The organism is uncultured Kluyvera sp. (genome assembly GCF_902485085.1).
Classification (GTDB): Bacteria; Pseudomonadota; Gammaproteobacteria; order Enterobacterales; family Enterobacteriaceae; genus Kluyvera; species Kluyvera ascorbata.
This window is the reverse complement of record NZ_CABTJS010000100.1, coordinates 1-23,483: the sequence shown is the minus strand read 5'-3', so window position 1 is coordinate 23,483 and position 23,483 is coordinate 1. Positions and strand designations below refer to the sequence as shown.

At 54.0% G+C, this 23,483-nt stretch carries 23 protein-coding genes; 15 read left to right on the top strand and 8 right to left on the bottom strand.

Going from position 1 to position 23,483, the window contains the following annotated elements:
- From RDN66_RS12170 to RDN66_RS12105, 14 genes are all read left to right on the top strand, one after another.
- A partial coding sequence (locus tag RDN66_RS12170) for an IlvGEDA operon leader peptide (RefSeq protein WP_141024316.1) occupies positions 1 to 62 on the top strand: 62 nt, incomplete at its 5' end.
- 139 nt (positions 63 to 201) lie between these two features.
- The gene (ilvG, locus tag RDN66_RS12165; RefSeq protein WP_202216822.1) at positions 202 to 1,848 is read left to right on the top strand and encodes an acetolactate synthase 2 catalytic subunit; all 1,647 of its coding nucleotides are present in this window, start codon (positions 202 to 204) and stop codon (positions 1,846 to 1,848) included.
- Positions 1,845 to 2,111 carry an acetolactate synthase 2 small subunit gene (ilvM, locus tag RDN66_RS12160; protein WP_035896406.1) on the top strand — a complete coding sequence of 89 codons (267 nt, stop codon included), beginning with the start codon at positions 1,845 to 1,847 and terminating at the stop codon, positions 2,109 to 2,111. The genes ilvG and ilvM overlap by 4 nt, the downstream gene beginning before the upstream one ends.
- 17 nt (positions 2,112 to 2,128) lie before the next feature.
- Positions 2,129 to 3,058 carry a branched-chain amino acid transaminase gene (locus RDN66_RS12155; RefSeq protein WP_202216821.1) on the top strand — a complete coding sequence of 310 codons (930 nt, stop codon included), beginning with the start codon at positions 2,129 to 2,131 and terminating at the stop codon, positions 3,056 to 3,058.
- Positions 3,059 to 3,120: 62 nt separating this feature from the next.
- The gene (gene ilvD / locus RDN66_RS12150) at positions 3,121 to 4,971 is read left to right on the top strand and encodes a dihydroxy-acid dehydratase (protein WP_035896404.1); all 1,851 of its coding nucleotides are present in this window, start codon (positions 3,121 to 3,123) and stop codon (positions 4,969 to 4,971) included.
- Between the two features lie 2 nt (positions 4,972 to 4,973).
- Positions 4,974 to 6,518, top strand: coding sequence for a threonine ammonia-lyase, biosynthetic (ilvA, locus tag RDN66_RS12145; protein WP_035896403.1), 1,545 nt, complete (start codon positions 4,974 to 4,976; stop codon positions 6,516 to 6,518).
- Between the two features lie 246 nt (positions 6,519 to 6,764).
- The gene (locus RDN66_RS12140; RefSeq protein WP_123651801.1) at positions 6,765 to 7,280 is read left to right on the top strand and encodes a PTS sugar transporter subunit IIA; all 516 of its coding nucleotides are present in this window, start codon (positions 6,765 to 6,767) and stop codon (positions 7,278 to 7,280) included.
- A gap of 1 nt (position 7,281) precedes the next feature.
- A complete protein-coding gene (locus RDN66_RS12135; RefSeq protein ID WP_035896401.1) occupies positions 7,282 to 7,560 on the top strand; it encodes a PTS sugar transporter subunit IIB in 279 nt (92 codons plus the stop codon).
- A gap of 170 nt (positions 7,561 to 7,730) precedes the next feature.
- A complete protein-coding gene (locus RDN66_RS12130; RefSeq protein WP_270503343.1) occupies positions 7,731 to 9,134 on the top strand; it encodes a PTS galactitol transporter subunit IIC in 1,404 nt (467 codons plus the stop codon).
- A gap of 68 nt (positions 9,135 to 9,202) precedes the next feature.
- A complete protein-coding gene (locus RDN66_RS12125; protein WP_202216819.1) occupies positions 9,203 to 11,266 on the top strand; it encodes a BglG family transcription antiterminator in 2,064 nt (687 codons plus the stop codon).
- A gap of 103 nt (positions 11,267 to 11,369) precedes the next feature.
- The gene (locus tag RDN66_RS12120; RefSeq protein ID WP_035896398.1) at positions 11,370 to 12,032 is read left to right on the top strand and encodes a class II aldolase/adducin family protein; all 663 of its coding nucleotides are present in this window, start codon (positions 11,370 to 11,372) and stop codon (positions 12,030 to 12,032) included.
- A gap of 45 nt (positions 12,033 to 12,077) precedes the next feature.
- A complete protein-coding gene (locus tag RDN66_RS12115; RefSeq protein WP_202216818.1) occupies positions 12,078 to 13,088 on the top strand; it encodes a dihydroxyacetone kinase subunit DhaK in 1,011 nt (336 codons plus the stop codon).
- A 9-nt stretch (positions 13,089 to 13,097) separates the two neighbouring features.
- Positions 13,098 to 13,739: a dihydroxyacetone kinase family protein gene (locus tag RDN66_RS12110; RefSeq protein WP_202216817.1), complete on the top strand. Its 642-nt coding sequence runs from the start codon at positions 13,098 to 13,100 to the stop codon at positions 13,737 to 13,739.
- 16 nt (positions 13,740 to 13,755) lie between these two features.
- Positions 13,756 to 14,022: an HPr family phosphocarrier protein gene (locus tag RDN66_RS12105; RefSeq protein ID WP_035896560.1), complete on the top strand. Its 267-nt coding sequence runs from the start codon at positions 13,756 to 13,758 to the stop codon at positions 14,020 to 14,022.
- 39 nt (positions 14,023 to 14,061) lie between these two features.
- Here the strand turns inward: RDN66_RS12105 and RDN66_RS12100 are convergent, their stop codons facing one another.
- The 8 genes from RDN66_RS12100 to ilvY form a co-directional block, all read right to left on the bottom strand.
- Positions 14,062 to 15,759, bottom strand: a complete 1,698-nt coding sequence (locus tag RDN66_RS12100) for a hypothetical protein (RefSeq protein WP_202216816.1) — start codon at positions 15,757 to 15,759, stop codon at positions 14,062 to 14,064.
- Position 15,760: 1 nt separating this feature from the next.
- Positions 15,761 to 16,912 carry a glycosyltransferase family 4 protein gene (locus tag RDN66_RS12095; protein WP_202216815.1) on the bottom strand — a complete coding sequence of 384 codons (1,152 nt, stop codon included), beginning with the start codon at positions 16,910 to 16,912 and terminating at the stop codon, positions 15,761 to 15,763.
- A 25-nt stretch (positions 16,913 to 16,937) separates the two neighbouring features.
- Positions 16,938 to 17,351, bottom strand: a complete 414-nt coding sequence (locus tag RDN66_RS12090) for a GtrA family protein (protein ID WP_308537876.1) — start codon at positions 17,349 to 17,351, stop codon at positions 16,938 to 16,940.
- Between the two features lie 64 nt (positions 17,352 to 17,415).
- Entirely contained in the window at positions 17,416 to 18,705 is a 1,290-nt protein-coding gene (locus tag RDN66_RS12085) for a glycosyltransferase family 2 protein (protein ID WP_202216813.1), read from the bottom strand.
- A 429-nt stretch (positions 18,706 to 19,134) separates the two neighbouring features.
- Positions 19,135 to 20,328 (bottom strand): enoyl-ACP reductase FabV, encoded by a 1,194-nt coding sequence (gene fabV, locus RDN66_RS12080; RefSeq protein ID WP_035896556.1) that lies wholly within the window; start codon positions 20,326 to 20,328, stop codon positions 19,135 to 19,137.
- Between the two features lie 236 nt (positions 20,329 to 20,564).
- Positions 20,565 to 21,194, bottom strand: coding sequence for a dihydroxyacetone kinase subunit DhaL (gene dhaL / locus RDN66_RS12075; RefSeq protein WP_202216812.1), 630 nt, complete (start codon positions 21,192 to 21,194; stop codon positions 20,565 to 20,567).
- A 1-nt stretch (position 21,195) separates the two neighbouring features.
- Positions 21,196 to 22,200 (bottom strand): dihydroxyacetone kinase subunit DhaK, encoded by a 1,005-nt coding sequence (locus RDN66_RS12070; RefSeq protein WP_202216811.1) that lies wholly within the window; start codon positions 22,198 to 22,200, stop codon positions 21,196 to 21,198.
- A gap of 131 nt (positions 22,201 to 22,331) precedes the next feature.
- A complete protein-coding gene (ilvY, locus tag RDN66_RS12065) occupies positions 22,332 to 23,303 on the bottom strand; it encodes an HTH-type transcriptional activator IlvY (RefSeq protein ID WP_308537875.1) in 972 nt (323 codons plus the stop codon).
- 84 nt (positions 23,304 to 23,387) lie between these two features.
- Here ilvY and RDN66_RS12060 point away from each other — a divergent pair.
- On the top strand, positions 23,388 to 23,483 hold a 96-nt coding region (locus RDN66_RS12060), incomplete at its 3' end, for a hypothetical protein (RefSeq protein ID WP_308537877.1).

The following is a 23,483-nucleotide window of genomic DNA, read 5'->3' as shown; positions in this document are numbered from 1 at the left end:
TTAGCGTGGTGGTGATTATTATCCCACCGTGCGGGGCTGCACTTGGACGAGGAAAGGCTTAGAAATCAAGCCTTAACGAACTAAGACCCCCGCACCGAAAGGTCCGGGGGTTTTTTTATGACTAAAAAACAATAACGAGGAGCAGAGAATGACGAGTAGCACAAAATTCTGTTTCTTACGATCTAAGGCGGGGAACTAACTATGAATGGCGCACAGTGGGTGGTACATGCGTTGCGAGCGCAGGGAGTCGAAACGGTATTTGGGTATCCAGGTGGTGCCATTATGCCAGTTTACGACGCGCTGTATGACGGCGGCGTAGAGCACCTGCTGTGTCGACACGAGCAGGGAGCGGCGATGGCAGCCATTGGTTATGCCCGCTCTACCGGTAAAACCGGTGTCTGTATCGCCACTTCTGGCCCAGGGGCGACTAACCTGATCACCGGCCTGGCGGACGCGCTGCTCGACTCTGTTCCCGTTGTTGCTATCACTGGTCAGGTTGCTGCACCGTTTATCGGTACCGATGCCTTCCAGGAAGTGGACGTCCTCGGTTTGTCGCTGGCCTGCACCAAACACAGCTTCCTGGTGCAATCTCTGGAAGAGCTCCCGCGTGTGATTGCGGAAGCCTTTGAGGTGGCAAACTCAGGCCGTCCTGGCCCGGTTCTGGTTGATATCCCTAAAGATATTCAGATTGCACAAGGCGATTTGGACCCGTACTTCTCCACCGTAGAAAGCGATGACACCTTCCCGCACAGCGAAATGGCACTGGCGCAGCAGATGCTGGCCGAATCCCAGAAGCCAATGCTGTACGTCGGCGGCGGCGTGGGAATGGCGCAGGCGGTTCCGGCGCTGCGCGAATTTATGGCGGTCACGCAAATGCCGGCAACCTGCACGCTGAAAGGTCTGGGTGCCGTGCCTGCGGATTATCCGTACTACCTCGGCATGCTGGGTATGCACGGTACCAAAGCGGCCAACCTGGCGGTACAAGAGTGTGACCTGCTGATCGCCGTTGGCGCGCGCTTTGATGACCGCGTGACCGGCAAGCTGAACACCTTCGCGCCGCACGCCAAAGTTATTCATATGGATATCGACCCGGCAGAAATGAACAAATTGCGCCAGGTGCACGTTGCCCTGCAGGGTGACCTGAATGCACTGCTGCCCGCGCTGCAGCAGCCGCTGACGATCGGTGCCTGGTGCGAACATAATGCGGCGATGCGCGCCGAGCATGAATGGCGTTACGACCATCCGGGCGAGGCTATCTACGCGCCGCTGCTGCTGAAACAGCTCTCCGATCGTAAACCGGCGGAAAGTGTGGTGACGACTGACGTTGGTCAGCACCAAATGTGGTCCGCTCAGCACATGACCTACACCCGGCCGGAGAACTTCATCACCTCAAGCGGTTTAGGCACCATGGGCTTCGGTCTGCCAGCTGCCGTGGGTGCCCAGGTAGCGCGCCCGAACGATACGGTTATCTGTATCTCCGGTGACGGCTCTTTCATGATGAACGTACAGGAGCTGGGCACCGTAAAACGCAAGCAGTTACCGCTGAAGATCGTATTGCTCGACAACCAGCGGTTAGGGATGGTTCGACAATGGCAGCAGCTGTTCTTCCAGGAACGTTATAGCGAAACCACCCTGACCGATAACCCCGATTTCCTCACGCTGGCCAGCGCCTTCGGCATCCCTGGCCAACACATCACCCGTAAAGACCAGGTAGAAGCGGCACTCGACACCATGCTCGCAAGCGAAGGCCCGTACCTGCTTCATGTCTCAATCGACGAACTTGAGAATGTCTGGCCTCTGGTGCCGCCTGGCGCCAGCAACTCACAAATGCTGGAGAAATTATCATGATGCAACATCAGGTCAACGTGCAGGCCCGCTTCAACCCGGAAACCTTAGAACGCGTCTTACGTGTGGTTCGCCATCGCGGCTTTCAGATTTGCGCGATGAATATGGAAACGGCAAGCGATGCACAGAACATAAATATCGAATTGACCGTTGCCAGCCCACGGTCGGTCGACTTACTGTTTAGTCAATTAAATAAACTGGTGGACGTGGCCTCGGTTGCCGTTCAGCAGTGTACAAGCACATCACAACAACAGATTCGCGCCTGAGCGCAATAGGAAGAGAAATGACGACGAAAAAAGCGGATTACATCTGGTTCAACGGTGAGATGGTACGTTGGGAAGACGCGAAAGTACACGTTATGTCCCACGCGCTGCACTACGGCACCTCCGTGTTTGAAGGTATCCGATGCTACGATTCTCACAAAGGCCCGGTTGTCTTCCGCCACCGTGAGCACATGCAGCGCCTGCGTGACTCCGCCAAAATCTATCGCTTCCCGGTTTCTCAGAGCGTTGACGAACTGATGGAAGCCTGCCGTGAAGTGCTGCGTAAAAACAATCTGACCAGCGCCTATATCCGTCCGCTGGTCTTCGTGGGTGATGTGGGTATGGGCGTTAACCCGCCGGACGGTTACACAACCGACGTGATCATCGCGGCGTTCCCGTGGGGGGCTTATCTGGGCGCGGAAGCGCTGGATCAGGGGATCGATGCCATGGTCTCTTCCTGGAACCGTGCGGCACCGAACACCATCCCAACCGCGGCAAAAGCGGGCGGTAACTACCTCTCTTCACTGTTGGTTGGCAGCGAAGCGCGCCGCCACGGTTATCAGGAAGGTATCGCGCTGGACGTGAACGGCTTCCTGTCCGAAGGTGCGGGCGAAAACCTGTTCGAAGTGAAAGACGGCATTCTGTTTACCCCTCCATTTACCTCTTCTGCGCTGCCTGGTATTACCCGCGATGCGATCATCAAGCTGGCGAAAGATATCGGTATTGAAGTCCGCGAGCAGGTACTGTCTCGTGAATCCCTCTACCTGGCTGACGAAGTGTTCATGTCCGGTACCGCCGCTGAAATCACGCCGGTACGTAGCGTCGATGGTATCCAGGTAGGTGAAGGCCGCTGTGGCCCAGTGACTAAGCGCATTCAGCAAGCATTCTTTGGCCTCTTCACCGGTGAAACCGAAGATAAATGGGGCTGGTTGGATCAGGTTAATAACTAAGAATAAAAATGGGGTGGCACGCACCGCCCCATTCACGAGACAGAGACTGGGAGTACTAAAGCATGCCTAAATATCGTTCCGCCACTACCACCCACGGCCGCAACATGGCGGGCGCCCGCGCACTGTGGCGCGCCACCGGGATGACCGATGATGACTTCGGTAAACCGATTATCGCCGTCGTAAACTCGTTTACCCAGTTCGTGCCGGGCCACGTACACTTGCGCGACCTCGGTAAACTGGTTGCAGAGCAGATCGAAGCCTCCGGCGGCGTTGCCAAAGAATTCAACACCATTGCGGTGGATGATGGTATCGCCATGGGGCACGGGGGCATGCTTTATTCACTGCCGTCCCGTGAGCTGATTGCCGACTCCGTGGAGTACATGGTTAACGCGCACTGCGCCGATGCGATGGTTTGTATCTCCAACTGCGACAAAATCACCCCGGGGATGTTGATGGCTTCTTTGCGCCTGAACATTCCGGTTATCTTCGTTTCCGGCGGCCCGATGGAAGCCGGGAAAACCAAGCTCTCTGACAAAATCATCAAACTCGACCTGGTCGATGCGATGATTCAGGGCGCAGACCCGAAAGTATCTGACTCGCAGAGCGAGCAGGTAGAACGTTCCGCCTGTCCAACCTGCGGCTCTTGTTCCGGTATGTTCACCGCCAACTCGATGAACTGCCTGACCGAAGCGCTGGGTCTGTCGCAGCCGGGCAACGGCTCGCTGCTGGCCACCCACGCTGACCGTAAAGAACTGTTCCTCACCGCAGGCCAGCGCATCGTTGAGCTGACCAAACGCTACTACGAACAGGATGATGCCTCCGCGCTGCCGCGCAACATCGCGTGTAAAGAGGCGTTCGAGAACGCCATGACGCTGGATATCGCCATGGGCGGTTCCACCAACACCGTTCTGCACCTGCTGGCAGCGGCGCAGGAGGCCGAAATCGACTTCACCATGAGTGATATCGACAAGCTGTCTCGCAAGGTGCCGCAGCTGTGTAAAGTGGCGCCAAGTACCCAGAAATACCATATGGAAGATGTACACCGCGCCGGCGGCGTGCTGGGGATCCTCGGCGAGCTGGACCGCGCAGGCCTGCTGAACCGCAATGTGAAAAACGTTCTCGGTCTTTCACTGCCACAGACGCTGGAACAGTACGACATCACCGTTACCCAGGACGACGCGGTCAAAAAAATGTTCCGCGCAGGCCCAGCCGGTATCCGTACCACTCAAGCGTTCTCGCAGGATTGCCGCTGGGACACGCTGGATGACGACCGTGCCGAAGGCTGTATCCGTTCTCTGGAACACGCCTACAGCAAAGACGGTGGTCTGGCCGTGCTGTACGGTAACTTCGCGGAAAATGGCTGCATCGTGAAAACGGCAGGCGTTGATGACAGCATCCTCAAATTCACCGGCCCGGCCAAAGTGTACGAAAGCCAGGATGATGCGGTAGAAGCCATCCTCGGCGGCAAAGTGGTGGCAGGTGACGTGGTGGTGATTCGCTACGAAGGGCCGAAAGGCGGTCCGGGCATGCAGGAAATGCTCTACCCAACCACCTTCCTGAAATCAATGGGTCTTGGTAAAGCCTGCGCCTTGATTACCGACGGCCGCTTCTCTGGTGGTACGTCTGGCCTCTCTATCGGCCACGTTTCTCCGGAAGCAGCAAGCGGCGGTAATATTGCAATCATTGAAGATGGCGACATGATTGCCATCGACATTCCGAACCGTGGTATTCAGCTGCAACTGAGCGATGCAGAAATTGCCGCGCGTCGCGAAGCGCAGGAAGCCCGCGGCGAACAGGCGTGGACCCCGAAAAACCGTGAACGTCAGGTCTCCTTTGCCCTTCGCGCCTATGCCAGCTTGGCAACCAGCGCCGACAAAGGCGCCGTGCGCGATAAATCGAAACTGGGTGGCTAATCATGGCAGATTCACAACCCCTATCCGGCTCCCCTGAGGGGGCCGAGTACCTCAGAGCGGTGCTTCGCGCACCGGTCTACGAAGCGGTACAGGTGACGCCGCTGCAGAAAATGGAAAAGATCTCTTCGCGCCTTGATAACGTGATTCTGGTTAAACGCGAAGACCGCCAGCCGGTGCACAGCTTCAAGCTGCGCGGGGCTTACGCGATGATGGCGGGCCTGACGCCCGAGCAGAAATCGCACGGCGTGATCACCGCTTCCGCAGGCAACCATGCGCAGGGCGTGGCGTTCTCCTCCGCTCGTCTAGGTCTGAAATCGCTTATCGTCATGCCGGTAGCGACTGCCGACATCAAAGTGGATGCGGTACGCGGTTTTGGCGGCGAAGTGCTGCTGCACGGCGCGAACTTTGATGAAGCCAAAGCTAAAGCCATTGAACTGGCACAGCAGCAGGGATTTACCTGGGTTCCGCCGTTCGATCACCCGATGGTGATTGCCGGGCAGGGCACGCTGGCGCTCGAATTACTACAGCAAGATGCTCACCTCGACCGTGTGTTTGTGCCGGTCGGCGGCGGCGGTCTGGCGGCGGGCGTGGCGGTGCTGATTAAACAGCTAATGCCGCAAATCAAAGTGATTGCGGTGGAAGCAGAAGATTCAGCCTGCCTGAAAGCGGCGCTGGATGCCGGTCATCCGGTCGACCTGCCGCGCGTGGGCCTCTTTGCTGAAGGCGTGGCGGTGAAGCGCATCGGTGATGAAACTTTCCGTCTGTGCCAGGAGTATCTCGACGATATCGTCACCGTGGATAGCGACGCTATCTGCGCGGCGATGAAAGACCTGTTCGAAGATGTGCGCGCGGTGGCGGAGCCTTCCGGGGCGCTGGCGCTGGCGGGCATGAAAAAATACATCGCCCAGCACAACATTCGCGGTGAGCGTCTGGCGCACGTGCTGTCCGGTGCGAACGTTAACTTCCACGGCCTGCGCTACGTTTCCGAACGCTGCGAACTGGGGGAGCAGCGTGAAGCGCTGCTGGCGGTCACCATTCCAGAAGAGAAGGGCAGCTTCCTGAAGTTCTGCCAGCTGCTGGGCGGGCGCTCGGTCACTGAGTTCAACTACCGTTTTGCCGACGCGAAAAATGCCTGCATTTTTGTCGGTGTCCGTCTGAGCCGGGGTCTGGAAGAGCGCAAAGAGATTTTGCAGCTGCTCAACGAGGGCGGCTACAGCGTGGTCGATCTCTCCGACGATGAAATGGCGAAGCTGCATGTGCGCTATATGGTCGGCGGTCGTCCGTCTAAGCCGTTACAGGAACGTCTGTACAGCTTCGAGTTCCCGGAATCCCCGGGCGCGTTGCTGAAATTCCTGCATACCTTAGGTACGCACTGGAATATCTCTCTGTTCCACTATCGCAGCCACGGCACGGACTATGGTCGCGTACTGGCGGCGTTTGAGCTGGGCGAACATGAGCCCGATTTTGAAACGCGGCTCAATGAGCTGGGCTACGATTGCCACGACGAGACAAATAACCCGGCGTTCCGCTTCTTCCTGGCGGGTTAAGCGCCGCTTAGCGGGAGATAACCTATCCGGGTTATCTCCCAATCTCCTTTTATTTGCCATAACCCACCGAATTATTTCGTTGCCAACGAATTTCAACGATAAAAATGTGACGTAATTCATAATAAAACGCTCACCGCGTTGCGCCAGCCTGCGCACATCTTTTGGGGGCGATATTTGTCGCCCACTTGCTGCTCCTGAATTAACATTGTCTCTAGCTAATTCTTAGCGGTTAGAGAGGATATTCGGATGAGAACGGATATAATTGATGCCCCGCATAAAAGTGCGCAAGGATGTGAATATTTTACGCCTCAGCTCACATTTCTGGATAAACATTATAATAATTCCACTGATTTTTTTTCTTCGATATTTTTGCTGCTGAAAAAGCAAGGCTACGTCCAGGACTCTTTTCTTGACGCCATCATCGCCCGTGAAAAGGCATATCCTACCGCGCTGCCGACGCTGCCGGTGGCTATCGCGCTTCCTCATACCGACCCTCAGCACATTATTCGCCCCTTTATCTCCGTAACGCGGCTGTCTACGCCCATTGCCTGGCAAGAAATGGGCAATGATGACAACACGCTTTACGTTCATTTTATTGTTTTACTTGGCTTTGTTGACCACAGTAGCCACTTGACGGCGCTGCAAAAGCTCATGGACTGCCTTGCGGATGAAGAGGTTGTTCAGACCTTACGCGAAATAGACGATGTAGAAACCTTTCTCTGTACCCTCACATCAAGACTGCAATTAGATAAGGATTTATAAGATGAAAAAAGTCATTGTTGCATGTGGAAGCGGCGTTGCTACCTCACAAACGGTTGCCAGTAAAGTGACCCGCTTATTGAATGAACGCCAGCAGTCGCATATCAAAGTTGAAGTCATCGATCTGAAATCGCTTGATAGTCATATAAAAGATAGTGCGGCTTATATCGCCATTACCAAAGTTGATAAGCAATATCCTATCCCGGTAATTAACGGGATTGCCTTTCTGACCGGCATGGGAATGGAACAAGAATTACAAAAGGTCATTGATGCCTGTAAATAAGATGTAGCTCTTTAATCCGTATACTCGTCGTCTTTCAAGCTGCAGGTGCGTTGGCTGCGTTCTTTCACCCGAATCACTTACTAAAGTAAGCTCATCGGGATTCTCTCACTTGCCGCCTTCCCGCAACTCGAAAGCCATAGAGTATCTAATTATTTTAGTGGAGAAGTGCTATGGACTTTCTTGGTGTAGTTATAAATTATATTCTGAATTTAGGCGCACCGGTTTTTGTGCCCTTTATTATGTTATTAGCCGGGCTGGTGGTGCGGATGAAATTCCGCGATGCAGCTTCGGCAGCCATCACGCTTGGCGTTGCCTTCGTTGGGATGAGCATGCTGATTGGCTTCATGGTCGATGCCATCGGTGTTGCCGCGCAGACCATGATGAACCGTACCGGCCTTGAGTTAAGCATCGTCGATGGCGGCTGGACGACGATGGCCAATATCTCTTGGGCCTGGCCTTACGCGTTCGCCATGTTCCCGCTTCAGGTTGGCGTCAACATTGTGATGTTGATGCTGAACAAGACCAATACGTTCAACGCCGACCTCTGGAACGTGTGGGGGAAAATCTTTACCGCGTTTATCGTGGTGAGCGTTACCACCCCATTGTTTGGCCCGGTCTGGAGTCTGGTACTGGCGTTCATCATTGCTGCTTTCCAGATCATTATGGAACTGAACGCGGGAGATATTCACCAGCATCGTATCGAGAAGCTTACGGGGATCCCGGGAGTGACCTGTACGCACCGTATGGTCTTCTTTGGTGCCATCTATTACCCGTTCGATCTACTGCTGCGCAAAATCCCGGTCTGTAATAAACCGATGGATGCGAGCGCGCTGCGTGCCAAAGTCGGGGTTTTTGCTGAAAACCACATTATTGGCTTTATCCTGGGGATCCTGTTTGGGGTCATCGCGGGCTACAGCGTTGCGAAAACGTTGATGCTGGGCGTGCAGGCCTCGACGGCGCTGGTGCTGTTCCCGATGATTTCCAAGCTCTTTATGCAAGCGCTATCGCCAATCTCTGAAGCGATCAGCGACTATATGAACAAGAAATTCTCCGGGCGTAGGCTGTTCGTAGGTATTGACTGGCCGTTTATGGGCGGCGCGAGCGAAATCTGGTTTGCTATTATCGTCGCCATCCCGTTCACCCTGCTGTGGGCGCTGATTCTCCCAGGAAATAAGATCCTGCCGTTTGCTGGCATCATCAATATTGCGCTGATTGTTCCGGCCTATCTGGTGACGCGCGGTAATACGCTGCGTATGGTTATCCTGAGCATTATTGGCGTGCCGTTCTTCCTGTTTGTCGGCACACAGTTCGCGCCAATGATTACCGACCTTGGTTTGGCCACTAAAGCTATCACCATCCCGACGGGACAGCTGATTTCGAACAGCTCGATTGATGCCCCAGTCTTCACCTATGCCTTCTCCTTCCTGTTCAAATTCCTGGAAGGCAACTTCATCCCGCTGGTGTTTGCGCTGTGGTGGGGCTGCGGCTACTTCTTCTATTCCCGCGAACTGCGTCGTGAAAGCAATCTTGCGCAGCAGGAAGCCGAACAGCAGGCGAAGGTTCAGCAGGCGTAACGCTGGGTTTCATGTTCACGTCTGGCGGCAGGTGCCGCCGCCAGGCTTTTCATTGCAGGAGAGTTAGCATGGCTATGGATAAACGCGTGGTTGCAGTGTTGGATGCCATTGTGAACGATCCCGGTATCACGGGGACGAAGCTTGAAGCGCAGTTTTGCCTGACGCGCAAACAGTTGAGCTATACGTTGAAAAAGGTGAATGACTACCTGGAGTCGAACCACTTCGACCGGATCAACCGCCTGAAAACTGGGAAGCTGAATATTCCACGCCATGTGATTGAGCATTTTCGTCAGAATCAGACCTCGGAAACCGAGCACCGCTATCTCTACTCGGAAGAAGAACGCGGGCAGATGATTATCTTTATGCTGCTGACCCGCAATGAACGGCTGTCATTGTTACATCTCTCTTCTTCATTGGGCGTTAGCCAGAACACGATTATCAATGACCTGAAAAAAGTGCGTACCGAGGTTATCGAACACGGGCTGGAGATAAGCTATGACCGGGGCAACGGTTACCACATTCTGGGTGAGGAGCTGGAAAAACGCTATCTGTTGCTACACTGCCTGCGTCGGGTGCTGGAAATTCCGGTCGCCAAAAATATTATCGCCCACTACAACAATGTGATGAGCGACTATCTGGAAAAGGTTGGCAACGTTTTCAGTGAAATTGAAAAGCGATTCAAAATTCAGTTTACCGACCGCCAGCTTCAGGAGCTTATTTATTTTATCTGTTTTGTCCTGCATCGTATTGATTCGGAGAAAACCCTGATCAATATTCCGAGCAGCTACACCGATATTATTGGCAGCAGAGAATTTACGCTGATGCAGAGCGTTATCAGTAAAATCAATATCAATAGCGAGAATGAATTGGTTTTCCTGACGGCACTGATCCAAAGTTCGAATATTCAAAGTGTCGCCGATAAATATTTCCATCTTGATACGCTGCTGCTTGAAAGCGTGGTGGCGGTGGTCGACAATTTTGAGAAAATAAGCTGCGTCACCATCAAAGAGAAAAATGAGCTGATTGAAAAAATCTATCAGCACTGGAAACCAGCCTATTACCGTATTCGCTATCATCTGGCCAATACCAGCAGCGTTTACGATTTGGTGGTGAAAGAGTTCAGCCACCTGCACGAGATGGTTCGCCGGGCGGCGGTGCCGTTCGAGACGGTGCTGCACTGCGAAATTCCGGACGAAGAGATGGCGTTTTTAACGGTACTCTTTGGCGGCTGGCTGACCCGAGAAGGGGTTATCCATCAGATTAAGCTACAGAAAACGGCGGTGGTGGTGTGTGAAAACAGTGCGACGATTTCCACCTATTTGTTTCTGACGCTGCAGGTCCTTTTTCCGGAGCTGCACTTTACCGAAGTGATGTCACGGCGTGAGTTTGAGCGTTATACCGGACACTACGACGTGGTCTTCTCAACGACACATCTGAATACCAGCAAGATGGTGTTTGTGGTGAATCCGTCTATCAGCAGCATCCATAAGAGCGCGTTCCGCAATCATGTGATCGGCGCCCTACAGGGCGTAGACCCGAACATCATCCAGATAGAGCAACTGCTGCTTATCTTCGAACGCTTCGGTAATATCACTGACCATAAAGGGCTACAGCACGCGCTTGCCAACTACATCTATGATGAGAGCAGCGCCGCGAACGTGGTGGGTAATATTGAACCACCAACGCCGTCACTAACGGACCTACTGCATCGCGAACACGTTCAATTTATCACGTCACTGCCCGGCAGCTGGCAGCAGGCCATTACTCAGGCTTCAGCATCATTGCTGAAAAGTGGGGTGATTGAACCGCGCTATCTGCAAATTATGCTGGATAAAATTACCGATGAGCAGCCCTATATCATGCTGGCCGAGGGTGTGATTATTGCTCACGCGGGCGTCGATGATGGCGCGCTGGATACGGGGATGGCGCTATTGCGCCTGCCTTCTAAGATTGATTTCGCCGGTTATATGCAGGCCGATATTATTATAGTCCTGGCGACGAATAATCCACAAAAACATCTTAAGGCGCTCGCGCAATTAAATGAATTTCTCGAATTCTATGATGGCGGCAATATTATTCGCCGTGCACAGGATGAATATGTACTGATAAAAGACTTCGCCCGACATTCGTAATCATTAATTAAACGCCGTTGCAGCTTAAAAGCTGCAACGTTATTTCCCGGCAACTATTGTCGTGACATCGCTCGCCCCTATAACCGTATACAGGACAAATATTATGTTAGACATTCAGAAAAAACACGTCGTTGAAATGGCCAGAACTGCTCAGCAATGGGGACTGTGTAAACATAAAGCAGGTAATTCTAGCGTACGGGATAAAGAAACAGGGCTTATTTTGGTGACCCCCACTACAATCGACAAAATGCATTTAACGCCGCGCGATATTGTGGTGATGGACGTTGAAGCCAATGTGATTGAAAGCGAAGCGGGATTGCGCCCAACCAGCGAATGCCTGATGCATATCGAGATTTATAAAGCGCGCCCGGATGTGTTCGCGATTTCCCACACGCACTCCCTCTACGCGACCTCTTTTGCTGTGCTGAATAAGCCTATCCCGGCGGTAGTGTACGAGTGCGCGATTCTCAACCTGAAAGACGGGGTGATCCCAGTCGCACCGTACGGCCGCCCCGGCACACCGGCGCTTTCCGACAGCGTGATCGAACCTATCAAGCGTGCTGATGCCATCCTGATGGAAAAACACGGCGCAATCGGCGTGGATAAAGACCCGTATGAAGCAGTGCTGAAATCCGCTTATCTGGAGGAGATGGCGCAGATTTACTACCACGCGCTGGTGATTAACGGTGGTAAGGAGCCAGAATCTTTCTCCCCGGAGGAGCTACAACGCTGGGCCTACCCGTCACAGATCAAATTTGCCCGCTAATTGACGTGCCCGCCTGTTTGGGCGGGATATTCATGGAGAGAACGCATGAAAAAATTTCTGAATCAGGCGGAGGACTTTATCCCGGAGATGCTGGAAGGAATCTATCTGGCGCATCCCGATAAATTCCGCTTTGTGAAGGGGGATCTACACTGCCTTGCCACGGCGCGTCCGGTGCCCGGCAAGGTGGGGATTGTCACCGGCGGCGGTTCCGGGCATCTGCCGCTGTTCCTTGGCTACGTTGGGAAAGGGATGCTGGACGGTTGCGCCATTGGCGATGTGTTCCAGTCACCGTCGCCGGAGCAAATCCTGGCCGTTACGCAGGCGGTAGACGGCGGCGCGGGCGTGCTCTACCTGTACGGCAACTACAACGGCGATATTTTCAATTTTGACATGGCAGCGGAAATGGCCGACCTGGAAAGCGATATCCGCACCAGCACGGTCGTTGCCGCCGATGATTCCGCTGGTGCCTTGCCGAGCGGTAATGCCACCACGCGGCGCGGCGTGGCTGGGATTTTCCTCGTCTACAAATGTGCTGGCGCATCGGCGGCCAGAATGGATGATCTCGACACCGTTCAGCGTATTGCGCAGAAGGCCGGGGATCGCGTGCGGACGCTAGGCGTGGCGCTGTCGCCGTGCATCGTGCCGCGTATCGGCAAGCCAGGCTTTCATATTGGCGACAATGAGATGGAAATTGGCATGGGCATTCATGGTGAAAGCGGCATCCGCCGCGGGCCGCAGCTGAGTGCTAAAAATATTGCCGAAGAGATGATGTCCTGGCTGATTGCCGATTCTCCCTGCCAGCAGGGCGATGAAGTGGCGGTGCTGATAAACGGACTTGGTGCAACGCCGTTGGAAGAGCTGTACCTGATGTATCGCCACGTGCATCAGATTCTGGCGCAGAGCAGCATCCGTGTCTTCCGCGTGTGGGTGGGGGAATTCGCCACGGCGATGGAGATGACCGGCATGTCCATTAGCCTGATGCCGGTAGACGATGAGCTTAAGGCGCTGCTGAACGCGCAGGCCGACACGCCGATGTTCCGGCAGTTTCCTGCCTAAGGAGGCGCTATGACATTAAGCAGCGAGAGCTTACGGCCGCTCTTTACCGAGTGGGCACGGGTGATGCAGGGCAACAAGACAGTGCTGACTGAACTGGACAGCGTGGTAGGCGACGGCGATCTGGGCCTTACCATGAGCGATGGTTTTGCTGCGGCCTCGGACTATGCGCAGCACAGCGATGAACCAGACCTGGGGCGATTTTTCTATCTGGCGGGTAAAGCCATGGCCTCGGCGGTACCCTCAACGATGGGTACGCTGATGGCCTCCGGTCTGATGCAGGCGGGAAAAGTCTTTAAGGGGCGGGAGGCGATGACGCTGCGGGAAGCGGGTGATTTTTTCCAGGCCTGGTATGAAGGTGTACAACAGCGCGGCAAAGCACAGCCGGGCGAAAAGACCTTTCTTGATGGCATGGCCCCGGCACTGGTGGCGCTGCGTGGCCATGGCGACCCGCTTTGCGTGGCGCGAGAAGCGCTGCTAGCAGCGCAGCAGGGCGTGCAGCAGACCACCACGATGGTGGCGAAGCACGGGCGTGCGGCCATTCACGGCGAGCGGTCCCGTGCGTTCGTCGACCCGGGCGCGATGGTCGCCCAGCTTCTGATTCAGGGTTATTTTAACGTCGTTCAGGCTATGTACCCGGCAAACGGACAGTAAGTAAGGAACCGCAATTATGTTGAAAGAAGTGGTGAAAATCAGCAATCTGCACGGTATTCATGCGCGCCCGGCGGGCGTACTGGCAAAGGCATGCGCACAGTATCAGTCGCGGATCGAGATGATCTATGATGGCAAAACCATCAAAGGAAAAAGCATCATGAGCATTTTGGGTGCCGGGATCAAAGGGCGTGGCTCGCTTGAGATCATCTGCAGCGGCAGCGACGAGCAGGAGGCGATGGCGAAGCTGAAGGTGCTGTTCGCCGAAGGCTTTGGTTTCGATTAGCCTCACCAAAACCGCCGTTAGCGCGGCGGTTAATCATGCTTACCGATAATAGACATTAGCAAACAGGTCGCGGTTATCATCCCCTTCTTTGAAAAGGCCTGTGTAGGAACCTTCGGGTAACAGCAGCGCTGTCTCCGGGCCATTGAGCAAGGTGATGGTTTTGCGGCCTGCCGACAGGATTATGGGCGGAGTGAGTGCGATCCCATCCACGTTAATTTGTGCAGATACTGGCGCGCCGGTTTCGCTGTAAAGCTGATATCTTCCGGTTAGCGGCACCTTGAATACCGTCTGGCGGTTTACGTGCAGCCGTTGCCCTGCCATCCGGATATTCGGTGCCACCTGGACATAGCTGTTGTGGATGGCTTCGGCGATAACAGAATAGATCTTAGTTAATCGGTTGGACCATAAAATAACTTTCGGTGGGGATTGGGTTAGCACCTGCCAGGCTTCGGAGCCTTTCCCTTCCCGTAGCGTCTTTAATACATACCAGTTATCGAGCCATAGGGTTGTCGGTTCCAGCCTGTTGGGTAACATTCCTATACCATCAAAGTATTTTTCATCAGGCTTGAGCAATGCTTCTGCTCGGCTAACTATTTCAAGCTGCCGTACATTGTCAATTTTCAGGTAGCTGAGATTGGTAAAGTAGCTTGAAAGTAGGGCTAATGCGGTTATCGTCAGGAAAAATAACCTCAAAATCGGCCTACCGCTATGGGTGAGGATGTAATCTAGCGGGGTGAGAGACCAAAGCGATATAAAGGGTAGTGCCATAATAAATACATAGGGCCATGGCTGGCTATGAGCGAACACCAGCGTGGTTATGACGAGCGAAAATATCAGCACGATACGTTTTTTTTCAGGTGAGACTCGAAAGCGTTTCACCGCGATTATCATGCCGCTAAAACAGAGTAGATAGAGAACCGTATTGTCTACCAGGGTTTGTAAGACATACGCGCGCAGTCCGTCATAGGCTTCGCTGCCGTTTACTGCTACTTCTACCGGGCCAAAAATCAAACCTTCAGCGATACGCAGCGGGTCGCTGCCGCCGAATATCAAACAATAGGCTAGTGCGGGAAGCATCCATCCAACGGTCAGGTAAAAACCGCGAACGATAGCCATGATGAAATCTTTGCGTAATGTAGCGTCCATCACTAAGCCAAGCCCTAGAGCCAGATTGAAGAACGCTGATTTTTGGGTAATCAAAAACGCCATCCCGCTGAGGATCCCGGCGATGATAATGCTTCTTGCGTTGAGGGTAGTGCTACGCAGTATCACCAGAACGGCAGCCAGAGCGAAAAACAGCGCCAGGGGCTCTGAGCGGGTGCGGAAGATGCGCTCCATAAAATTCGTAAAGCACAGTAACACCAGAACAATCAGCAGTGAACGTAAACGCTGTTCACCCAAGGCCCGCGCGCAGGCGTAAACCAGCAGTAGGGTTCCGCAGGCGAGCAGAGCCGTTTGCATTCTCCCGACAAGAATAATCGAGGTTGCGTTCCAACCAATCAGGTGAGCCAGTTTATAAAACACGGCAAAGCCTACGGCCTTTGGCGGTTGAATGGTATCGAATAGCCCATTGGCAAAATATTTGGCGTAACCAAGCTGGGCGAACTCATCCATGACCAGACGAATATGCCAGGCAAAAATGAAAATAAGCGCCACTTTAAAGGCGATACTCACGCCGAGAAGCAGTGTGGCGTTTCGTGGGTTGCCGCGAAGAAGGTGAAGACTGGATGTATCCATTTTATTCTCTTCCGGTTTGGTCCTTCGCCCTGACGGCATTTTGCGCCAGCCTGAGTATTTCCTGTGCCATGGTTTGCCAGCTATAGCGCTCCCTGGCGTAACGGATCATCGCTTCACGTTCGCGGTGGGTCAGCCGACAGCTATCTATTGCGGCAGAACAACGCTGCGCCGAACCCTTTGGATCGCTAAGGTCGATGTTCACGCCACGTAGCCAGCTTGCCGCCTCGGGGTCCGCTCTATGTGCCGGAGCGCCGCAGACAACCGGTAGCCCGCAGGCCATCGCTTCCTGAATAACGAGGGGATAGCCTTCACCGACGGTAGGCAATAGCAGCAAATCTGCGCCGCGATAAAGTTCCGCCAGCGCGTCGGGGGCCTGAACGCCAAGATCGTAAACGTTGTCCAACCCCCATTCTGCGGGTCTAAGTGGGCCGCTTCCGACCAGTAAGAACTGGCACTCCGGCCTGGCTGCTGCAAGGACGCGTAATACCGCCAATCCTTTCTTTTCAACGTAGCGACCAACGAAAAGTATGCGCTGGGCACAGGGAGGGAAATGGTAGTTTGCTGGTGGATTTCGTCCGGCTTCTATGGAGGTAGGGGGATAAAAAATGGCGCTATCAACGCCGTTAAACAGCAACCTATAGGGATAGCGTGCAGGCGTTCCGAGCAGGTCGTAACGTACCGTATCGCTAATAAAGATTCGGACATCAGCAGCCCATAGCATGGGGCGCGTAACGATCAGGTTTGCCAGTTGCATCAGCAGACGCAGCGAGAGGGATTTGAAAGGAATCGCAGCAATATGCTGAATCAAAACAACGGGTTTCCCGTGGAGCTTGGCCATTATCATGCCAAGGATTGACGTCACATAAAGCGCATCGTGGATCACCACCACGTCGCTTCGGCGTACGGCATCTCTCAGCGCATAAATGGCCGCGGGGCCGGGTAATGGCATGGGCAAACCGGTGAGTTTTTCCAGCGGGTCGACGCAGCGTAACGCGATGATTTTGATATCGCCGTCAGGTAAAGCATCGCCAGCGCTGGCCGCCCATTGTGGCATTGCGCCCAGGCGGGCGAACCGACGACACAAGTGCCCGGCAACGCGTTCAATTCCACCGCCGTGCGCTTCGTAGAAATGGCTTATCGTCAGGATATTCAAGGTAAAATCTTCTCCTGCCGCATTGTTATTTCCAGACGATTGGGGAGGATAAGGGCACATGCGTCTTACGGCCTGATGCGCTAATCGCCCAGCGACTAAGGAAAAAATTCAGCGCGATCATGCAGCACGAAGCTAGCGGCGCGGCTACAAGCATTGGAAATTCCAGCCAGTGATACCAAAACCAGGTGGTGGCATAAGCCAGTGGGATATTCAGCAGCATGCCGAGGGTATAGCGCCCAAAAGCAGACAGTGAGAATGGCTGTTTGAAGGTGAATGTGCTGTGCAATATATAGCCGATAATCACGGTGATAACGAAAGATAACAGGACGGCTAACCAGAGCGCCGCGTAGAAACGCTCCGCCGCAATCATGATGCCGTTATGTCCGAGGAAGCAGGTGCCAGAGACGCAGAGATAGGCAAAAGAGGTTCGAATTTTCATCGTAGCAGCCTTTGTTGAGACAAGAAGGCTGCTGATAAGGGAGAGGCGATGACCTTTCCCCCTTTCATACCGCTGACCCTTTTGTTGATATCTCTGAAACCTGTCGGTTCAGGATATCCAGCAGCAGCTGCAGTACGAATCCGGCCAGCACCATTAACACACCAGCGATACAAACGGTGCTGATGATAAAAACAGCATGTACCGACTGCTCCATTGAACCGCGGGTAAAAAGCCATTGAAAAGCCAAAAGGAGGTCGGCGCAAAAACCCGATATGGCAAGAGCCGATCCGCCGAAAACCAGCCATTCCAGAGGGTGCGATCGCCTCAACCAGCCAATCATCGGACTTTGTGCAACCGGGTGGTAAATGGCGATAGCGACCTTCGCTAGCACGCCTAGCAGAATTGAGATAAGACCAATCAAGGTTGACATGGTCGCCAGGGCCACGAAATGAATACCAAAATAGTAGCCGTTGATTTCGATGGGGCCTGTGGCAAGCAGCGCAAGGCCGATAATTCCGAGCAGCAGCAGCGTCATCCCTGGGGCCAAATATAGCCTATCCGGAGCATGGGCAATGAGAAGGCGCAAGTGCCGCCAGCCATCGCGAAACGAGCGTAAATGAGGCGGGCGGTTGCGTTTGTCCGGATAGAGCTTGATCGGCACTTCACGGATGGTGAGGCCCGCACGATGCGCGTTGATGATCATTTCGGAGGCAAATTCCATTCCGGTCGCGTGGGCAGATATCTTCTGGAATGCCTCGCGGGTAAAGGCCCGCATCCCGCAGTGAAAATCACGAATGGGAGAGTGGTAAAGCAGCCGGGCGATGCCTGAGAGCAGCGGGTTACCCAGATAGCGATGCAGAGGAGGCATGGCTCCTGGTTCTATTCCTCCGGCAAATCGATTACCCATCACGAAGTCTGCGCCGCTTTCCAGTGCATCGACAAAAATATCAATCTGGCTCCAGTCGTAGGAGTCATCGGCATCGGCCATGATGAGATACTTACCCTTTGCCGCTCCGGCCGCCGCGCTTATTGCTGCACCATAGCCTTTGACGGGCTGGTGGATGACCCGGGCGCCCAGTGATTTTGCAATTTCAACGGATTTGTCCGTTGAACCATTATCCCCCACGATAACTTCACCCTGAATACCTCGACGGTTAAAGGCTGCCATTATTTTATTAATGCAGATGGCAAGCGTCATTTCTTCATTCAGACATGGAATGATTGCTGATATAAATGGGCGTGGAACAGATGAAGCTATGTCTTTGGAGGCTGAAATGGTCAGTTCCGGAATATATTTAAATGGCTCTGATAAAATACTCGAATGGTCCGGCCGATGTAGATTTGCTGTGTGCATAATATTAAGCTCCAATCCATGAGCATGATTCAGAGCCCATCCTAATGAGCCACTCTATTCGCAACTTTAACCAAAAGGCACTCGCACAAAGCCGGTGGGGCTTTAAAGCCCTGCGAAGTACGTATGCGCCCATGTTTAAACTGGCTGCAATAATAATGTCTATTAGGATAGGCTCTAACTATTTAATGGAAGTATTTCTTTTAATTCATACTGTAAATCAATATGCGGAAATATAATCTATCCACTGATATATTATTTAATTGAATGGTATTTATTAATTTCATTCAATTCTTAACTGATATTATATATTTGAAACTGGATTGAATCGTACAGGAGTGGCCGTTATTAAGTCCAGATTTTATTAGTTAAAAACCCTGGCTTTCGGCCAGGGTTTTATCAGTCGTCTGCTTTTGTTACTGCGGCAGAAAATTACAGCGTGATCACGTCGAATTCAACTTCGGTGTTCACGTCAGCGTCGTAATCCACGCCGTCGAGGCCAAAACCGAACAGGTTCAGGAATTCCTGCTTGTAGCCTGCATAATCGGTTTCTTGCGCCAGGTTTTCGGTGGTGATCAGCGGCCACAGGTCGCGACATGCCTGCTGAATGTCTTCACGCAGTTCCCAGTCATCCATACGGATACGCTGGTTGTCATCAAGCGCCACTTTATCGCCGTACAGGCTGGTGGTCATCAGACGGTTGATCTGTTCGATACAACCTTCGTGAATCCCCTGTGCTTTCATCAGCTTGAAGACCATGGAGATGTACAGCGGCATCACTGGAATGGCGGAAGACGCCTGAGTGATAACGGACTTCAGTACCGCAACGTTCGCGGAACCGTTCAGCGGAGCCAGCTGGTTACGCAGTTCGCCTGCGGCGCGATCGAGGTCTTCTTTCGCTTTGCCCAGCGCGCCGTGCCAGTAGATTGGCCAGGTCAGGTCGGTACCGATGTAGGAGTAGGCTACGGTTTTTACGCCGTCAGCCAGCACGCCAGCTTCGCTCAGCGCACCCATCCACAGTTCCCAGTCTTCGCCGCCCATTACGGTAACGGTGTTCTGCACTTCTTCTTCGGTTGCCGGCTCAATGCTGGCGGTGATGATCTGATCTTTGTTGGTATCAATCGCTTTAGAGGTGTAAACCTCGCCGATTGGCTTCAGCGCAGAACGAACAATTTCACCAGTTTTTGGCATTTTACGCACTGGAGAAGCCAGTGAGTAAACGACCAGGTCGATCTGACCCAGATCTTCTTTGATCAGCTTGATAACTTCATCGCGGCATTCGTCAGAGAACGCGTCGCCGTTGATGCTTTTGGCGTACAGACCTTCACGCTTTGCTGCTTCATCGAAAGCGGCAGAGTTATACCAGCCCGCGGAACCCGGTTTGGTGTCCGTGCCTGGTTTTTCGAAAAATACGCCGATAGTGGCGGCACCGCTGCCAAACGCTGCGGAAATTCTGGATGCAAGGCCGTAACCGGTGGAAGCACCGATCACCAGCACGCGGGAAGGACCGTTCTCGATTTTCCCGTTTTGCTTAACGTACTCGATCTGTTTTTCCACGTTGACTTTACAGCCAGTCGGATGGGTCGTTGTACAGATGAATCCACGAATTTTTGGTTTGATTATCATAATGATGGCTAATTAAGTTTGTATTTTCGCTGTCAAGTGCGCAATGACACCGTCTGTTCTGGCTTGCTTAACGCGATGGTTAACAAGCCCCCCACTACAATGGATCGCGACATTATACAGAAAAGGAGCGCCAATACTGAATCTACCACTGATTTTAGCCGTCAGATGCCGGACCGCAGGACAGAAAAGGGCCATGCGTAAACATGGCTCCTGTGGAGGTTGTGCGCTATTGCAGGTTAGTTCTGGTGAGCAAACTCCGCCATAAACTGCAGGATCAGCGCCATCGACACTGCACCAGGGTCGCAGTGACCAATGGCCCGCTCACCCAGATTTTTCGCCCGCCCAAAGCGGGCAACCATGGCGCTGGTGCCTTCTGCGCCTGCCATGGCTGCCTGTGCGCAGTGGGTGAGCGCTTTCGGCAGTGGTAGTGCGATATCTGCTTTGGCCTGTTCGGCGGCGGCGGCCAGTGCATCCACCATTGTTTTATCTCCCGGCTCGGCACCGCCGCGTTGGTGGATGGCCTGCATGCCAATTTCTAGCCACTCGGCGAGGGTCGCGGCATTCAGCGCTGCGCGCCCCGCCAACGCTTTCCCCCCAGCGCGGAAAAGAGTGCCGAAAATGGCCCCAGACGCGCCGCCCATGCTGGTCATCAGGCGAGTACCGCTTTGCAGCAGAGCATCACCAATATCAGTGGCGGTAAATTCTGGTGCGGCGAGCAGCGTGTTAAGCGCGGTAAAGCCGCGTTTAATACCGATACCGTGGTCGCCATCGCCAATAACCTGGTCAAGCGCGGTCAGCCTCGGTTCGCTGGCGATCATCCCCTCAGAAACGTACTGCAGGCAGGCGATAAATTGTGTGGTGTTCATCTTAGTTTCTCCAGCCGAGGGTGCGGATTGGATGGTCATATAGGCGCTGCATCTCGTCGTCCAACCGCAGCATGCTCAGGGAAAAACCGGACATTTCCAGCGAGGTACAGAAGTGACCGACCTGTACGTCATAGGTCTTGATGCCGCGCGCCGTTAGCGCTATGCCGACTTTGCGGGTGACTACCATTAGCTCGGTGTTGCTTAGTGCGCCGAGGTTGTTGACGCTCACGCATACGCTGTCGCCCTGTGCGAAAGGTAGGTCGTTGCACAGACGTTCAATCATCATCTCGACCAGCTCATCAGACTGCGGCATTGGAATACGGCACAGCCCTGGCTCACCGTGAATGCCAATACCCAGTTCGATTTCGTTATCGGCCAGCGTGAAGTTAAAGGCGTCGGCCTGCGGCAGCGCGCACCCGCTCAATGCGACACCAATGGTGCGGGTGTTACGGTTGGCTTTTTTCGCCAGCGCTTCCAGCTCAGACAAGCCGTAGTGCTCGAACTGAGCCGCGGCACCGGCAAGCTTATATAAAAATGCCAGCCCGCCGACCCCGCGGCGGTCGGACATTCTTTCCGGTGGCGCGGAGGCAATATCATCCGTGGCGCGCACGGTGCGACACTCAATGCCTTCTTCTGCAAGGATTTCAGCCGCGATATCAAAGTTCATGCCGTCGCCGGAGTAGTTGCCGTAGAGGAACAGCACGCCGTTGCCCTGATGAACAGCCCGACTGGCTTCAATGATTTGGTCGGGAGAGGGGGAGGTGAAGACTTCGCCCAGCGCGCAGGCATCGATGCCGCCTTCGCCGACGAACCCGGCAAACGTCGGCTCATGGCCGCTGCCGCCGCCGCTGACGATAACGGTCTGGCCATTCTGTGCCATCGTACGATAAACCGCGCAGTAGTTCGGCAGGGCGTGGATCTTTCCGCGCCCGGCGTACACCAACCCTTCCATGATTTCGCTACGAATATTATCGGTGTTGTTGAAGATCTTTTTGGGTTTCTGCATCGTCACTCCCTCTTGTAAGGTCCGGTTTCTTTAGTGACGATTTTACCTGCGGAGCTTGTTTACACCTGGCACCTTTGATACCAATTAATCTCCCGAACCAGGGGCATGACTGGGGGCTGAATGTATCAATGCTATTCGGCGATTTTGCGTTCTAACACAATCTTCCAGAATGCATCCACCAATGGTTCATGTAGCCGCTTTTTCTGCACGCAGACGCCTAGCTCGAACGGGGTCTTCTCATCGCTGCGCTCTAAAATCATCACGCGGTTACGCACCGGCTCCGGGCTATTTTCCAGCACGATTTCGGGAATCAGCGCCACGCCACAGCCCAGCGCCACCATCGACACCATCGCCTCGTGGCCACCCACGGTGGCGTAAATCGACGGGTTGCTGATTTTATGGCGACGGAACCACAGCTCAATGCGGCGACGCACCGGCCCCTGGTCGGCCATGATAAACGGCACCGTTGACCAGTCTGGCTCATCCACCGAAATCTGGTTGCGTACCGGGCAGGGCAGCGCTGGGGCAATCAGCACCACGGCCAAATTTTCCAGCATGGAAAATGCCACCGCGCCGGGCAATGTCTCGGGCTTGCCGGCAATTGCCAGATCTGCCTCGCCGGTGACGACTTTTTCCATTGCATCGGCCGCGTCACCGGTGGTGAGCTTGATTTCAACCGAAGGATGCTCGGCGCGAAAACGGTCGAGGATTGGCGGTAGGTGGCTATAAGCCGCGGTAACCGAGCAGAAGATATGCAGCTCGCCGGAAAGAGACGGCCCCTGCTGATCGAGGGTATGGCGCAGCTGCTGATACTGTAACAGCGTCTGCTGGGCAAATACGCGCAGCTCCTCACCGGCTTCGGTGAGCGTCACCGTGCGGTTGTCGCGAACAAACAGCGGCTGGCCGAGGTCTTCTTCAAGGCGCTGAATCTGCCGGGAGAGCGTGGAGGGGCTGACGTGCATCGCCCGTGCGCTGCGGCCAAAATGGCGGCTTTCCGCCAGATGCAGGAAGGTTTTCAGATCGCGTAAATCCACAGACGAGTCTCCGGTTTTCAACGTTGCATAAATTGCAATGTTACGTTGTGAATATATCAATTTCCGCAATAAATTTCCTGTTGTAATGTGGGTTCATTCTCGCTGAAACGCGAACCGAACAATAAGACACACAACATCACGGAGTACACCATCATGGCTAACTACTTTAATACACTGAATCTGCGTCAGCAGCTGGCTCAGCTGGGCAAATGTCGCTTCATGGGCCGCGAAGAATTCGCCGACGGCGCA